The organism is Nocardioides humilatus, assembly GCF_008373755.1.
GTDB lineage: Bacteria > Actinomycetota > Actinomycetes > Propionibacteriales > Nocardioidaceae > Nocardioides > Nocardioides humilatus.
In genome coordinates this window covers 1,235,363-1,249,830 of sequence record NZ_VUJV01000003.1, presented here as the reverse complement: position 1 = coordinate 1,249,830, position 14,468 = coordinate 1,235,363, and the positions used below count along the sequence as shown (strand labels likewise).

The following is a 14,468-nucleotide window of genomic DNA, read 5'->3' as shown; positions in this document are numbered from 1 at the left end:
TCCCCGCGCAACAAGGGAATTGGTTGGGTTTCTGGGCGAAACCCAACCAATTCGCTGGTGACGCGCGGGGCCCGGTGAGCCCTAGCTCCAGTAGACGACGACCGTGTCGCCGACCTGCACCTGGCTGAAGAGCCACGCGATGCCGTCGTAGTCGCGGATGTTGACGCACCCGTGCGAGGCACCGGCGTAGCCGACCGCGGCGAAGTCGGAGGAGTAGTGCACGGCCTGGCCGCCCGAGAAGAACATCGCGTAGGGCATCGAGGAGCCGTAGAGGGTCGAGATGTGGTCGGCGTCCTTGGAGTTGACGTGGAAGACGCCCTCCCGGGTCGGGGTGTTGTTGATCGTCGACCCGAACCGTGCGTCCAGCGTCTTCTGGACCTCGCCGTCGATCACCCAGCGCAGCGTGCTGCTCGTCTTGTCGATGCAGAGGACGCGGCCCTCGAGGCAGCGCGGGTCGAGCGCGCCGGGGGTGTTGGTGACGGTGTTGGTGAGCTCGGCCTCGGTCGGCTCCGTGGTCATCGCGTGGAGCCGGTCGAGGGTGCGCCGGTCGACCTCGCCGGTCACCGGGATCTCGCGCTTCTCCTGGAAGCCGCGCACGGCCTCCTCGGTGACGTCGCCGTAGAAGCCGGTCACGTCGGCGTTGAACCAGTCGATCTGCGCGAGTCGCGCCTGCAGGTCGCGGACGTCGTCGCCCTCGTCGCCGGGGGAGAGGATCGCGGGGCCGGGCTGGAGCTCGGGCTCCGTCGGCTCGTCGGTCGGCTCCTGGTTGGGCTCGTCGGTGGGCTCGTCAGACGGCTCGTTGGTCGGCTCGATGGTGGGGCCCTCGCCGGGGTCGATGGCCGGTCGGTCGTCCGGCTGGACGACCGGAGCGTCGGGAGCGGGGCGTGCTGAGGTGCGCCACGGCAGGTCGCCGCCCTGGGCCGCGTAGCCCACTCCATAGGCGAGGCCGCACAGGAGCGCCGCGATGGTGGCGACGAAGGTGATACGACGGGCGACGGACATGGTGTGTGTTCCTCTGGTTCTGGTGGTGCGTGGTTGGTCTGACAGGAGGAGGACGCATCAGCAGCCCGTTTGGTTGCGAACTCGAAGGCGCGACTTTCAACCTGAAGGGCGATGCGCGCGTCGGGCTGCAGTGGCAGCATCGAGTGATGGACCGGGCGGTGCGTACGGCGCTCTGCATCCTCATGGCGGCCGCGACATGGACGGTCGGGGTCGCGCCTGCCCGTGCGACCGTGTATCAAGTCGCGTTCAACGCGCAGGTCGGGTTCGACGACCTCACCCTCACCAATCGGATGGTCAACGGCACCAGCGACATCGTGGTTCTCGTGTCCGGGCCTCGGGCGGTCTCCTTCCTCAGCCTGGGTGGGGCGGACCTCATCAACGCGGGTCACTACTGCACGGAGGTCGGATCGATCTTCAGTGGTGGCGGGTCCAACGAGGTGCGTTGCGAATGGCCCGAGTCCGTCGCCGTGACCTCGCTCGACTACGTCTCTAGTCCGACCTACACGGGTGGACGCTCCCTCTACGTCGCCCCGCTGCACGGACTCGGGATCACCTCGGTCAGCATCGAGGCCGGATTCACCGAGGTGCGGATCGACGGCGCCGAGGCCGAGCTGAACGTCGTTGCGGACCGGTTCATCTACAACACAGATGAAGATCTGACGATCTCCCTCGATGGGGAGAACGACGACGGTCCCATCGCCGACGCGCACAGCAACATCAACGCCCTCGAGGTGTGGACGGGGTCGGGTGACGACGTGTTGTCGGCTTACGGCCGGACGGGTGCCCGTCTTCATGGCGGCGAGGGCGACGACACCCTCTCCGGATGGACAGGAGCGAACGTCCTCGACGGCGGCGACGGTGTCGACACGGTGACCTATGCCGACAGCGCCGGTGCCGTGACCGTCGACCTCGACGGCGTGGCCGATGACGGCGAGGCGGGCGAGGGTGACGCCGTCGTGGACGTGGAGAACATCGTCGGGGGACCAGGCGATGACGTGCTGTCGGGCGACTCGTCCGCCAACACCCTGCTTGGCGGTTCTGGCGACGACTTCTTGATCGGTGGCGACGGCGACGACGTGCTCGACGGAGAGGCGGGTGCCAATCGCCTGGACGGTGGTCCGGGCCTCGACACGTGCCGGCACGCCACCGTCGCAAAGGCCGGCTGCGAGCTGCCGATGGTGCCGACCCCGCCGGTCGACGTCGATGCGTCCGCCACCTCGACGTCAGCGAGCGTTTCCTTCTCACCTGGTGACGACGGCGGTGATCCCGTCGTCCGCTTCCAGGCGTCGTGCACGTCCAGCGACGGCGGCACCACGCGGAGCGCCGTTGGTGCGACGTCGCCGATCCGGGTCGGCAACCTGGACCGTGGCCGCACCTACGGCTGTCGGGCACGGGCCCAGAACGGCGTCGGCTGGTCGGTCTGGTCGAGCCCGTCGACCCCGTTCGTCGTGCCCGCTGTGCCGCCGCGGCCCCCGACAGAGGTGACCTCGACCCCGGCAGGGGCGCTGAACGTCGGCGCGTCGGCGGAGGTCGGGTTCGCGGCGTCGTACGACGGAGGCAGTGCGGTGACCACGTACCAAGCGCAGTGCGGACCGACGGGCGACGGCGTGACGCGATACGTGAGCGGCGCCGCGGCGCCGTTGACGATCGATCGCCTGGATGCGGGCCGCGAGCACACCTGTCGAGTCCGGGCGAGGAACGCGGTCGGTTGGTCGGGGTGGTCGGCTGCGTCGTCGGCGTTCTTCACTGGCGTCGGTCCACCGAAGGCGCCGAGCGTGGAGGGGGTCTCGCCGGTGGGTACGACCGTGGTCGTCTCGATCCTCGCGAGCCACGACGGGGGCAGCCCGATCACCGGCTACCAGGTGACGTGCTCGTCCACCGACGGCGGCACCTCCCGCAGCGCAGCCGGGGCGTCCTCGCCACTCACCGTCACGCGACTTTCGGTCGGCAGCACCTATCGCTGCCGGGCCCGGGTCCAGAACGCCCTCGGCTGGTCGCTGTGGTCGCCCTTCTCCGCCCTCTTCCTCGGCGAGTAGTCCCCTTGGTCGGCGCACGGCCGGGACCGCTCCTCGGCGCCGTGGCTCGGCCCCCTAGAGTTCTGGGGTGGCCCGTGCAGCACTCGACAAGCAACCCGCCGACGTCCGTCGCATGTTCGACGCCGTTGCGAAGCGCTACGACATCACCAACGACGTCCTCTCCTTCGGGCAGGACCGCCGCTGGCGACGCGAGGTGCTCGAGGCCGTCAACCCGTCGTACGGCGACAAGGTGCTCGACCTCGCCGCCGGCACCGGCACCTCGAGCCAGCCCTTCGCCGACGCCGGTGCGAGCGTGGTGCCGTGCGACTTCTCGATCGGCATGCTCCAGGTCGGCAAGCAGCAGTTCCCGCACCTGCCCTTCACTGCCGGTGACGGCACGAAGCTGCCGTTCCGGGGCGACACGTTCGACGCGGTGACGATCTCCTTCGGCCTGCGCAACATTGTCGACCCGGTGAAGGGTCTGGCCGAGATGCGCCGCGTCACCCGCCCCGGCGGGCGGCTCGTGGTGTGCGAGTTCAGCCACCCCACCTGGAGCCCGTGGCGCACGGTCTACCTCGAGTACCTCATGAAGACGCTCCCCGCCGTCGCCAAGGCGGTCTCGTCCTCACCCGACGCCTACGTCTACCTCGCGGAGTCGATCCGCGCGTGGCCCGACCAGGCCGGCCTCGCCGACATGATCAAGGAAGCGGGCTGGACCAAGCCCGAGTGGCGCAACCTCTCCGGCGGCATCGTCGCCCTGCACCGCGCCACCGCCTGACGAAGTCGCACTCCTGGTGGTACGAAGTCGCACTCTTGGCGGCTCGAAGTGTCGCTCTTGCGCGCTCGAAGTGTCGATGTTGGTGGGTCGAAGTGTCGACGTACGGAATCTCGACGCGCCAACCCTGCGACTTCGTGCCACCAACCTTGCGACTTCGTGGGCGCAACCCTGACACCTCGGCAGTGCAACCCCGACACTTCGGGGGCTGATTTAGCGAAGCCTGGTGTGAGGTAAATGCGCAGGTCAGGGGGCGGTTGCGGCCGTCCCGGTGACCCCGGCCACCCCCTTGTGCGACCTGTGTCACCTGGTGGCAAGATGTGTCTCGCGCCACTCGTGATTCTGTTCACAATCTCACGAATCGAGTGGTGAAAGAGCAGGGAAGGGGAGGGCAGTTGGAGCTCTACACGCCGGTACTGGTCCTCGCGGCGCTGGCCGCGGTCTTCGCAGTCGGTTCGGTCGCGATGTCCGCGTTCACCGGCCCGAAGCGCTACAACCGCGCCAAGCTCGACTCCTACGAGTGCGGCATCGAGCCGACACCGCAGGCGATCGGCGGCCGCTTCCCGGTGAAGTACTACATCACCGCGATGCTCTTCATCGTCTTCGACATCGAGATCATCTTCCTCTACCCCTGGGCCGTCTACTTCGACCAGATGTCGTGGTTCGGGTTGGTCGAGATGGTCGTCTTCATCGCCACTGTCTTCGTCGCATACGCCTATGTCTGGCGCCGCGGCGGCCTGGACTGGGACTGAGAGGTAGCAACCTGTGGGACTTGAAGAGAAGCTCCCGAGCGGCGTCCTGCTGACCACGGTCGAGGGCGTCGCTGGCTACTTCCGCAAGGCCAGCTTCTGGCCCGCGACGTTCGGCCTCGCCTGCTGCGCCATCGAGATGATGACGAGCGGTGGCCCGAAGTACGACCTCGCCCGCTTCGGGATGGAGGTCTTCCGCGCCAGCCCGCGGCAGGCCGACCTGATGATCGTGGCCGGCCGCGTGAGCCAGAAGATGGCCCCCGTCCTGCGCCAGATCTACGACCAGATGGCGGAGCCCAAGTGGGTGCTGGCCATGGGCGTGTGCGCGAGCTCGGGCGGCATGTTCAACAACTACGCGGTCGTCCAGGGCGTCGACCACGTCGTCCCCGTCGACATGTATCTCCCCGGCTGCCCGCCGCGCCCGGAGATGCTGATCGACGCGATCCTCAAGCTCCACGACAAGGTGCAGCAGACCCCGCTGGGCGCGAACCGCCTCGCGCAGATCCGCGAGCTCGAGGCCGAGGGCCTCGTCGCGCTGCCCACCGGTGACATGAAGGGCCTCATGCGGTGACCGACGACAACCCGGAGATCACCGCCGTACCGGCTGAGACCGGTGAGGTGCGCGCCGTCGGCGAGCGCCAGGGCATGTTCGGCGTCAAGGGCAGCGGCGACACCAGTGGGTACGGCGGTCTGGTCGCTCCGGTCGTCTACCCGGCCCAGGCGCAGCGCCCCTATGGCGGCTGGTTCGACGCCGTCGCCGACGGGCTCGACCCGCTCATCGACGCGGTCGTCATCCACCGTGGCGAGATCACCTTCCACATCAGCGCGGCCAACCTGGTCGCAGCGGCCAAGCTGCTGCGCGACGACCCGAAGCTGCGCTTCGAGCTCTGCGCCGGCGTCAGCGGGGTGCACTACCCGGCCGACACCGGCCGCGAGCTGCACGCGGTCTACAGCTTCTTGTCGATGACCTTCAACCGGCGCATCCGGGTCGAGGTCAGCGTGCCGGACGCCGACCCGCACCTGCCGTCGCTGTGCGGTGTCTACCCCGCGGTCGACTGGCACGAGCGCGAGGCGTTCGACATGTACGGCCTGATCTTCGACGGCCACCCGGCGCTCACCCGGATCCTCATGCCTGATGACTGGCCGGGTCACCCGCAGCGCAAGGACTACCCCCTCGGCGGCATCGCGGTCGAGTACAAGGGCGGGAGCATCCCGCCGCCGGACCAGCGGAGGAGCTACTCATGAGCACCACCGAGGACTTCTACGCCGGCTCGTCGGAGACCACCGACGGGAAGGTGTTCACCGTCTCGGGCCAGGACTGGGACGAGATCGCGGCCGGCCTCGGCGAGGACGGTGGCGACGCCCAGGAGCGCGTCGTCGTCAACATGGGCCCGCAGCACCCGTCGACCCACGGCGTGCTCCGGCTCATCCTCGAGCTCGAGGGCGAGACGGTGACCGAGGCCCGCTGCGGCATCGGCTACCTCCACACCGGCATCGAGAAGAACATGGAGTACCGCTCCTGGGTGCAGGGCACGACCTTCTGCACCCGGATGGACTACCTGAGCCCGTTCTTCAACGAGATGACCTACGTGCTCGGTGTGGAGCGGCTGCTCGACATCGAGGACGACATCCCGGAGAAGGCCCAGGTCATGCGGGTCCTCCTCATGGAGCTCAACCGGATCTCCTCCCACCTGGTCTGCATCGCGACCGGTGGTATGGAGATCGGCGCGCTGACCGTGATGACGATCGGCTTCCGCGAGCGCGAGCTGGTGCTCGACCTCTTCGAGCTGATCACCGGCCTGCGCATGAACCACGCCTTCATCCGCCCCGGCGGTGTCGCGCAGGACCTGCCCCCGGGCGCGCTCGACGAGATCCGCGGCTTCGTCGCGCTGATGAAGAAGCGGCTGCCGGAGTACGCCGCTCTCTGCAACGCCAACCCGATCTTCAAGGCGCGGCTCGACGGCGTCGGCCACCTCGACCTCGAGGGCTGCCTCGCGCTGGGCCTCACCGGTCCGGTGCTGCGGAGCACGGGCTACCCGTGGGACCTGCGGAAGACGTCGCCGTACTCCGGCTACGAGACCTACGACTTCGACGTGCAGACCTGGGACACCAGCGACTCCTACGGCCGCTTCCGGGTGCGCCTCAACGAGATGCACGAGTCGCTCAAGATCATCGAGCAGGCGGCTGACCGCCTCGCGAAGATGGAGGGCGAGCCGGTCATGGTCGCCGACAAGAAGATCGCCTGGCCCAGCCAGCTCGCGATCGGCAGCGACGGCATGGGCAACAGCCTCGACCACATCCGGCACATCATGGGTGAGTCGATGGAGGCCCTGATCCACCACTTCAAGCTGGTGACCGAGGGCTTCCGGGTCCCGGCCGGCCAGGCCTACGTGCCGATCGAGTCGCCGCGCGGTGAGCTCGGCGCCCACGTCGTCTCCGACGGCGGCACCCGCCCGTTCCGGGCGCACTTCCGCGACCCGTCGTTCAACAACCTGCAGGCCATGGGTGTGATGAGCGAGGGCAGCATGATCGCCGACGTCATCGTCGCGATCGCCAGCATCGACCCCGTGATGGGAGGCGTCGACCGGTAATGGCACTGGACGACAAGACGATGGGCGAGCTCCGCGAGATCGCGGGCCGCTACCCCGAGAAGCGTTCGGGCCTGCTCCCGATGCTGCACCTCGTGCAGTCGGTCGAGGGCAAGGTGACGCCCGACGCGATCGAGGCCTGCGCGCAGATCCTCGAGATCTCGGCGGCCGAGGTCAGCGGCGTCGCGACCTTCTACACGATGTACAAGCGCCACGCGGTCGGCGACTTCCACGTGGGCGTCTGCACCAACACGCTCTGCGCGGTGATGGGTGGCGACCAGATCTTCGAGCGGCTCAAGGACCACCTCGACGTGGGCAACGACGAGCTCGCCGAGAAGCGCCAGGGCGACCAATACTCCGTCAGCCTCGAGCACGTCGAGTGCAACGCGGCCTGCGACTTCGCGCCCGTGGTGATGGTCAACTGGGAGTTCATGGACAACCAGACCCCCGAGGGTGCGGTCCAGATGGTCGAGGCGCTGCGCGCCGGCCACGACGTGAAGTCCACCCGTGGCCCCAAGCTCTGCACGTGGCGCGAGGCCGAGCGGGTGCTCGCGGGCTTCCCCGACGGCCGCGTCGACGAGGGACCCTCGGCCGGCCCCGCCAGCCTCGCGGGTCTCGAGATCGCGCGCGAGCGGGGCTGGAAAGCGCCCGACGCCGCCGCGGTGCCTGTGATCGAGAAGGGGCAGGCCGATGACTGACATGTTGACCCCGGTCCTTACGGACATGTGGGACGTCGAACGGTCCTGGACGCTGGCGGCCTACACGGCCAAGGGCGGCTACCAGGGGCTCGACAAGGCCTTCGGCATGAGCCAGGACGCCGTCATCGAGGCGGTGAAGGACTCCGGTCTCCGCGGTCGTGGTGGCGCGGGCTTCCCGACCGGCATGAAGTGGTCGTTCATCCCGCAGGACAACCCGAAGCCCAAGTACCTCGTCGTCAACGCCGACGAGTCGGAGCCGGGCACCTGCAAGGACATCCCGCTGATGATGGGCAACCCCCACGTCCTCGTCGAGGGCGTGATCATCAGCTCCTACGCCATCCGTGCCAACAAGGCGTTCATCTACATCCGCGGTGAGGTCCTCCACGTGATCCGCCGCGTGCAGGCCGCTGTTGAGGAGGCCTACGCCGCAGGCCACCTCGGCAAGGACATCCACGGCTCGGGCTACGACCTCGACATCGTCGTCCACGCGGGTGCCGGCGCCTACATCTGTGGTGAGGAGACCGCGCTCCTCGAGGGTCTCGAGGGTCGTCGCGGTCAACCGCGCCTGCGCCCGCCGTTCCCTGCCGTCGCCGGCCTCTACGCCAGCCCCACGGTCATCAACAACGTCGAGTCGATCGCCTCCGTGCCGAGCATCATCGCCAACGGCGCGGCCTGGTTCGCCTCGATGGGCACCGAGAAGTCCAAGGGCTACGGCATCTTCTCGCTGTCGGGCCACGTCAAGAAGCCGGGCCAATATGAAGCGCCGCTCGGCATCACTCTGCGCGAGCTGCTCGACCTGGCCGGCGGCATCCGCGAGGGCCACGACCTGAAGTTCTGGACGCCTGGTGGGTCCAGCACCCCGCTGCTGACCGCCGAGCACCTCGACATCCCGCTCGACTTTGAGGGCGTCGGTGCCGCGGGCTCGATGCTCGGCACCCGCGCGCTGCAGATCTTCGACGAGACGGTGTGCGTCGTCCGTGCCGTGCTGCGGTGGACCGAGTTCTACAAGCACGAGTCGTGCGGCAAGTGCACCCCGTGCCGCGAGGGCACCTGGTGGCTCGTCCAGACGCTGGCGCGGCTCGAGAAGGGCGAGGGCAGCGAAGCCGACCTCGACCTGCTGCTCGACCAGTGCGACAACATCCTGGGCCGCTCGTTCTGCGCGCTCGGCGACGGTGCGACCAGCCCGATCTCCAGCTCGATCAAGTACTTCCGCGACGAGTACCTCGCCCACCTGACGCATGGCGGTTGCCCGTTCGACCACGCGCGATCGACCGCGTGGGCCGGACAGGAGGTGACGGCATGACCACGACCCCTGAAAAGGCCACCGAGCTCGTCAACGTGACGATCGACGGCATCCAGGTCGCCGTACCCAAGGACACGCTGGTGATCCGCGCCGCCGAGCAGGTCGGCGTCCAGGTCCCGCGGTTCTGCGACCACCCGCTGCTTGCACCGGTCGGCGCGTGCCGCCAGTGCCTGGTCGACGTGCCCGACGCCGGCAACGGCCGTGGCTTCCCGAAGCCGCAGGCCTCCTGCACGCTCCCCGTCGCCGAGGGCATGGTCGTCAACACCCAAGCCACCAGCCCCGTGGCCGACAAGGCGCAGCAGGGCGTGATGGAGTTCCTGCTCGTCAACCACCCGCTCGACTGCCCCGTCTGCGACAAGGGCGGCGAGTGCCCCCTGCAGAACCAGGCGATGTCCAACGGCCGGGGCGAGTCCCGCTTCTCCGGCGGGGCCAATGAAGGCACCAAGCGGACCTTCCCGAAGCCGATCAACCTGTCGCCCAACGTGCTGCTCGACCGTGAGCGGTGCATCGTGTGCCAGCGCTGCACCCGCTTCGCCGAGGAGATCGCAGGCGACCCGTTCATCGCGCTCGTCGAGCGTGGCGCGCAGCAGCAGATCGGCATCGCCGAGGACGCTCCCTTCCTCTCCTACTTCTCCGGCAACGTCATCCAGATCTGCCCCGTGGGCGCGCTGACGTCGGAGGCCTACCGCTTCCGGTCCCGCCCGTTCGACCTCGTGTCGAGCCCCGGCGTGGCCGAGCACGACGCGTGCGGCTCCGCGATCCGCGTCGACCACCGGCGCGGCAAGGTCATGCGCCGGATGGCCGGCGACGACCCCGAGGTCAACGAGGAATGGCTGACCGACAAGGACCGGTTCGCCTTCACCTACGCCCAGGGCGACGACCGGATCACCTACCCCCAGGTCCGCGGTGACGACGGCGCGCTGCGCCCTGCCTCGTGGCCGGAGGCCTTCGCGGTCGCCGCACGCGGCCTCGCGGCGGCCAAGGCCGCCGGTGGCGTCGCCACGCTGACCGGTGGACGTCTGACCGCCGAGGACGCCTACGCCTACAGCAAGTTCGCCCGGGTGGCGCTCGGCAGCAACGACATCGACTTCCGGTCGCGTCCGCTGTCCGCCGAGGAGACCGCCTTCCTGGCGGCCCACGTGGTGCTGACTGCGCCCAGCAACGGCGGTGTCACGTACGCCGACCTCGAGTCGGCCTCCAAGGTCGTCCTGGTGGGCCTCGAGCCCGAGGACGAGGCCGGGGCGATCTGGCTCCGTCTGCGGAAGAGCACCTTGGCCGGGCGCACCGAGGTCATCGCGATCGCGCCGTTCTCCACGCGTGGTCTCACCAAGCTCAACGGCCGCCTGGTCCCGACCGTCCCCGGGGACGAGCCGGCCGCGCTGGCTTCCCTCGCGGGGGAGCTCGACGGCACCGCCGTCGTCCTGGTCGGCGAGCGACTCGCGACCGTGCCCGGTGGCCTCCTGGCTGCCGCCGACCTCGCTGCCACGTCCGGCGCCCGGCTCGCCTGGGTCCCGCGCCGTGCGGGCGACCGTGGTGCGGTCGAGGCTGGCTGCCTGCCGAACCTGCTGCCCGGTGGCCGCCCGGTCGCCGACGCCGCGGCTCGGGTCGACGTCGCGACCGCATGGGGTGTCGACGCGCTGCCGGAGGCTGAAGGCCGCGATGCCGACGCCATCTGGTGGGCGCTTCACCACGGCGAGCTCAGCGGGCTGGTGATCGCGGGCGTGGACCCCGCCGACACCAGCAACCCGGTCGGCGCGAAGGCCGCCATCGAAGCCGCCTCGTTCGTGGTCGCGCTCGACGTGCGCGAGACCGACGTGACCCGTGCGGCCGATGTCGTGCTGCCGGTCGCTCCGGTCAGCGACAAGGCCGGGTCGTTCGTGAACTGGGAAGGCCGGGTCCGCCCCTTCGAGGCTGCGCTCGCCAACCCGTCCTCGCTCACGGAGCTGCGGATCCTCTCCGGGATCGCCGCCGAGCTCGGCACGCCGCTCGGCTTCCGGACCGTGGCCGAGGCGCGGGCGGAGATGGAGCAGCTCGGCGCCTGGGACGGAGAGCGGACGGTCGCTGGGGTCACCGGTGGCGACGAGAACCTGGGCGAAGGCCTGGTGCTCGCGACCTGGAAGCAGTCGATCGACAACGGGTCGATGCAGGACGGCGACAAGTACCTCAAGGCCACCGCGCGCACCCCGGTCGCGCTGGTGGGCAAGGACGTCTACGACGCCTGCGGGCCGACCGTGACGCTCACCGGTGACCGCGGCTCGGTCACCCTCCCGGCCGAGGTCGGCGACGACCTGGTCGCTGGTGTGGTGTGGGTGCCGGCCAACTCGTTCGGTGCCGGAGTGCTGAGCGACCTGGCCTCTCCGGGCAGTCGTGTGCGAGTCGAGGGAGGACAGGCGTGATCGCGAATCTGGTGACCCTCGCGGCGGACACCGCTGACAAGGGCGAGCTGCCGGCGTTCGGCAACGACGTCTGGTGGATCGTCGTCGTCAAGACGCTGCTCATCTTCTTGGTGCTCGTCCTCCTGACGCTCTTCAACATCTGGTGGGAGCGCCGGGTGGTGGCTCGCATGCAGCATCGGATCGGCCCCAACGTGCACGGCCCCTTCGGCCTGTTGCAGTCGTTGGCCGACGGCGTGAAGCTCGCGTTGAAGGAAGACCTCACGCCCAAGAACGCCGACAAGCTGGTCTTCATCATCGCGCCGGTGATCGCGGTCGTCCCTGCTTTCGTGACGTTCAGCGTGATCCCGTTCGGCCCGGTCGTGAACCTCTTCGGCGAGCAGACGCCGCTCCAGCTCACCGACATGCCGGTCGCCGTGCTGTTCGTGATGGCGATCGCCTCGATCGGCATCTACGGCATCGTGCTCGGCGGCTGGTCGAGCGGGTCGACGTACTCCCTGCTCGGTGGTCTGCGCTCGAGCGCCCAGATGATCTCCTACGAGGTCGCGATGGGCCTCGCGCTCGTGTCGGTGTTCATGTATGCCGGCTCGATGTCGACCAGCGAGATCGTCGCCGCTCAGGACGACTACTGGTTCGGCCTGATCCTGCTGCCGTCGTTCCTCATCTACACGATCGCCATGGTCGGCGAGACCAACCGCGCACCGTTCGACCTCCCTGAGGCCGAGGGCGAGCTGGTGGGCGGCTTCCACACGGAATACTCCTCGCTCAAGTTCGCGCTCTTCTTCCTCGCCGAATACATCAACATGGCGACGGTCTCCGCGCTGGCGACGACGCTGTTCCTCGGCGGCTGGCACGCGCCGTTCTGGATCGACGAGTTCTGGGCGGGCGCCAACGAGGGCTACTGGCCGGTGCTGTGGTTCTTCGGCAAGGTCCTCTTCTTCATCTTCATCTTCATCTGGCTGCGCGGTTCGCTGCCGCGGCTCCGTTACGACCAGTTCATGGCGTTCGGCTGGAAGCGGCTCATCCCGATCTCGCTGGTCTGGATCCTCGCGGTCGCCACGATGCGCGTGGCCCGCGACGACCTGCAGTTCGATCGCCAGACGGCGATGATCGCGGCCGGTGTGCTGCTCGGCGTCTTCCTGCTGCTCTTCCTCATCCCGGAGAGCAAGAAGGACGACGCGACCACCACCGTGACGGCGCCACGCAAGGGCGGCTTCCCCGTCCCGCCGATGCCGACCGGTGGCGCGGTGCGGGGTGCGGCCCAGCCGCTGGTCTTCGCGTCCAACGACCCCATCAAGTCGCAGAGCAAGACGGAGGCCAACGATGGCTGACAAGTCCACCGGCACCCCGTCGCTCAAGGAGCAGTTCTGGGACCCGGTCGCCGGCTTCGGCGTCACCTTCCGGACGATGTTCCGCAAGGTCGTCACCGAGCAGTACCCCAAGGAGAAGTTCCCGACCGCTCCGCGCTTCCACGGCCGGCACCAGCTCAACCGCTGGCCCGACGGTCTGGAGAAGTGCATCGGTTGCGAGCTGTGCGCCTGGGCCTGCCCGGCCGACGCGATCTACGTCGAGGGCGCGTCCAACTCCGACGAGCCTGATGCCGACGGCAGCAGCCAGCGCTTCTCCCCGGGTGAGCGCTACGGCCGCGTCTACCAGATCAACTACCTGCGCTGCATCCTGTGTGGTCTCTGCATCGAGGCGTGCCCGACCCGCGCGCTGACGATGACCAACGAGTACGAGCTCGCCGACGACAGCCGCTCGAGCCTGATCTACGAGAAGTCCGACCTGCTCGCTCCGCTGCTGCCGGGCATGCAGGAGCCGCCCCACGCGATGCAGCTGGGCGACGACGAGAAGGACTACTACCGCGGTGAGTTCAAGCAGGGGGGTGACAACGCATGACCGCCTTCTGGGTGCTCGCACCGATCATGGTGCTGGCCGCGCTGGGGATCCTCTTCGTCCGCAAGGCCGTCCATGCAGCGCTGCTGCTGGCGGTGGTGATGATCAGCCTGGCCGTGCTCTACGCCGTCCTCGAAGCGCCGTTCCTCTTCTCGGTGCAGATCATCGTCTACACCGGCGCGATCCTGATGCTCTTCCTCTTCGTGCTGATGCTGGTCGGCGTCGACGCCTCCGACTCGGTCGTCGAGACGATCAAGGGTCAGCGGGTGATGGCCTGGGTGACCGGCCTGGCCTTCGCGGTCGTGATGATCGTCGGTCTGACCCAGATCAGCTTCGGTCCCGACGCCGGGCTCGAGGAGGCCAACGACGGCGGCAACGTCCCGGCGCTGGCCAACCTGCTCTTCTCCCGCTACGTCTTCGCGTTCGAGGTCACCAGCGCCCTGCTGATCACTGCGGCCGTCGGCGCGATGGTGCTCGCGCACCGCGAGCGGATCACCCCGAAGCTGACGCAGGCCGACCTCGCCGCGCAGCGGGTGCGCGACTTCACCGAGAAGGGGGTCCACCTCGGACCGCTGCCGCCACCGGGCGTCTACGCCCGCCACAACGCGGTCGACACCCCGGCGCTGCTGCCCGACGGCAGCCCGGCGCCGGCGTCGGTCTCCCGGGTGCTCGCCGCCCGCGGCTCGGTGCGGGTCGCCGCCGACCTCGCTGACGACATCGGCGAGATCGAGGCCCAGATCGAGGAGGACAAGGCATGAGCGAGTACGTCGTCCTCTCGGCGATCCTCTTCACGATCGGCTCGATCGGGGTGCTCACCCGCCGCAACGCGATCGTGGTGTTCATGTGCGTCGAGCTGATGCTCAACGCCAGCAACCTGGCCTTCGTCGCCTTCGCCCGCCAGCACGGCAACCTCGACGGCCAGGTCGCCGCCTTCTTCGTGATGGTGGTGGCCGCAGCCGAGGTCGTGGTCGGGCTCGCGATCATCATGACCATCTTCCGGACCCGTCGCTCGGCCTCGGTCGACGACGCCAGCCTGCTGAAGTTCTGAG

14 protein-coding genes are annotated in these 14,468 nt (G+C 68.8%); 13 read left to right on the top strand and 1 reads right to left on the bottom strand.

Annotation, left to right across the window (positions count from 1 at the left end; genetic code table 11):
• Positions 1 to 81 precede the first annotated feature (81 nt).
• Positions 82 to 1,002 carry a peptidoglycan-binding protein gene (locus tag F0U44_RS13805; RefSeq protein WP_149728833.1) on the bottom strand — a complete coding sequence of 307 codons (921 nt, stop codon included), beginning with the start codon at positions 1,000 to 1,002 and terminating at the stop codon, positions 82 to 84.
• A 146-nt stretch (positions 1,003 to 1,148) separates the two neighbouring features.
• On the opposite strand from F0U44_RS13805, the gene F0U44_RS13800 reads away from it, so the two are divergent.
• From F0U44_RS13800 to nuoK, 13 genes are all read left to right on the top strand, one after another.
• Positions 1,149 to 3,038: a fibronectin type III domain-containing protein gene (locus F0U44_RS13800; RefSeq protein WP_149728832.1), complete on the top strand. Its 1,890-nt coding sequence runs from the start codon at positions 1,149 to 1,151 to the stop codon at positions 3,036 to 3,038.
• A 67-nt stretch (positions 3,039 to 3,105) separates the two neighbouring features.
• Positions 3,106 to 3,795: a demethylmenaquinone methyltransferase gene (locus tag F0U44_RS13795; protein ID WP_149728831.1), complete on the top strand. Its 690-nt coding sequence runs from the start codon at positions 3,106 to 3,108 to the stop codon at positions 3,793 to 3,795.
• Between the two features lie 392 nt (positions 3,796 to 4,187).
• The gene (locus tag F0U44_RS13790; RefSeq protein WP_149728830.1) at positions 4,188 to 4,544 is read left to right on the top strand and encodes an NADH-quinone oxidoreductase subunit A; all 357 of its coding nucleotides are present in this window, start codon (positions 4,188 to 4,190) and stop codon (positions 4,542 to 4,544) included.
• A 13-nt stretch (positions 4,545 to 4,557) separates the two neighbouring features.
• Positions 4,558 to 5,112, top strand: coding sequence for a NuoB/complex I 20 kDa subunit family protein (locus tag F0U44_RS13785; RefSeq protein ID WP_149728829.1), 555 nt, complete (start codon positions 4,558 to 4,560; stop codon positions 5,110 to 5,112).
• Positions 5,109 to 5,786 (top strand): NADH-quinone oxidoreductase subunit C, encoded by a 678-nt coding sequence (locus F0U44_RS13780; RefSeq protein ID WP_149728828.1) that lies wholly within the window; start codon positions 5,109 to 5,111, stop codon positions 5,784 to 5,786. The genes F0U44_RS13785 and F0U44_RS13780 overlap by 4 nt, the downstream gene beginning before the upstream one ends.
• The gene (locus F0U44_RS13775) at positions 5,783 to 7,132 is read left to right on the top strand and encodes an NADH-quinone oxidoreductase subunit D (RefSeq protein WP_149728827.1); all 1,350 of its coding nucleotides are present in this window, start codon (positions 5,783 to 5,785) and stop codon (positions 7,130 to 7,132) included. The genes F0U44_RS13780 and F0U44_RS13775 overlap by 4 nt, the downstream gene beginning before the upstream one ends.
• On the top strand, positions 7,132 to 7,827 hold the full coding sequence (gene nuoE / locus F0U44_RS13770; protein ID WP_149728826.1) for an NADH-quinone oxidoreductase subunit NuoE: 696 nt from the start codon (positions 7,132 to 7,134) through the stop codon (positions 7,825 to 7,827). Before F0U44_RS13775 ends, nuoE begins: the two co-directional genes overlap by 1 nt.
• On the top strand, positions 7,820 to 9,130 hold the full coding sequence (gene nuoF / locus F0U44_RS13765; protein WP_149728825.1) for an NADH-quinone oxidoreductase subunit NuoF: 1,311 nt from the start codon (positions 7,820 to 7,822) through the stop codon (positions 9,128 to 9,130). The genes nuoE and nuoF overlap by 8 nt, the downstream gene beginning before the upstream one ends.
• Positions 9,127 to 11,526: an NADH-quinone oxidoreductase subunit G gene (locus tag F0U44_RS13760; RefSeq protein ID WP_149728824.1), complete on the top strand. Its 2,400-nt coding sequence runs from the start codon at positions 9,127 to 9,129 to the stop codon at positions 11,524 to 11,526. The genes nuoF and F0U44_RS13760 overlap by 4 nt, the downstream gene beginning before the upstream one ends.
• 47 nt (positions 11,527 to 11,573) lie before the next feature.
• Positions 11,574 to 12,854, top strand: a complete 1,281-nt coding sequence (gene nuoH / locus F0U44_RS13755; RefSeq protein ID WP_438616491.1) for an NADH-quinone oxidoreductase subunit NuoH — start codon at positions 11,574 to 11,576, stop codon at positions 12,852 to 12,854.
• Complete coding sequence (gene nuoI / locus F0U44_RS13750; protein ID WP_149728822.1) at positions 12,847 to 13,422, top strand: NADH-quinone oxidoreductase subunit NuoI; 576 nt, start codon at positions 12,847 to 12,849, stop codon at positions 13,420 to 13,422. Before nuoH ends, nuoI begins: the two co-directional genes overlap by 8 nt.
• Positions 13,419 to 14,177, top strand: coding sequence for an NADH-quinone oxidoreductase subunit J (locus F0U44_RS13745; RefSeq protein WP_149728821.1), 759 nt, complete (start codon positions 13,419 to 13,421; stop codon positions 14,175 to 14,177). Before nuoI ends, F0U44_RS13745 begins: the two co-directional genes overlap by 4 nt.
• Positions 14,174 to 14,467 carry an NADH-quinone oxidoreductase subunit NuoK gene (gene nuoK, locus F0U44_RS13740; RefSeq protein WP_149728820.1) on the top strand — a complete coding sequence of 98 codons (294 nt, stop codon included), beginning with the start codon at positions 14,174 to 14,176 and terminating at the stop codon, positions 14,465 to 14,467. Before F0U44_RS13745 ends, nuoK begins: the two co-directional genes overlap by 4 nt.
• Position 14,468: the final 1 nt, after the last annotated feature.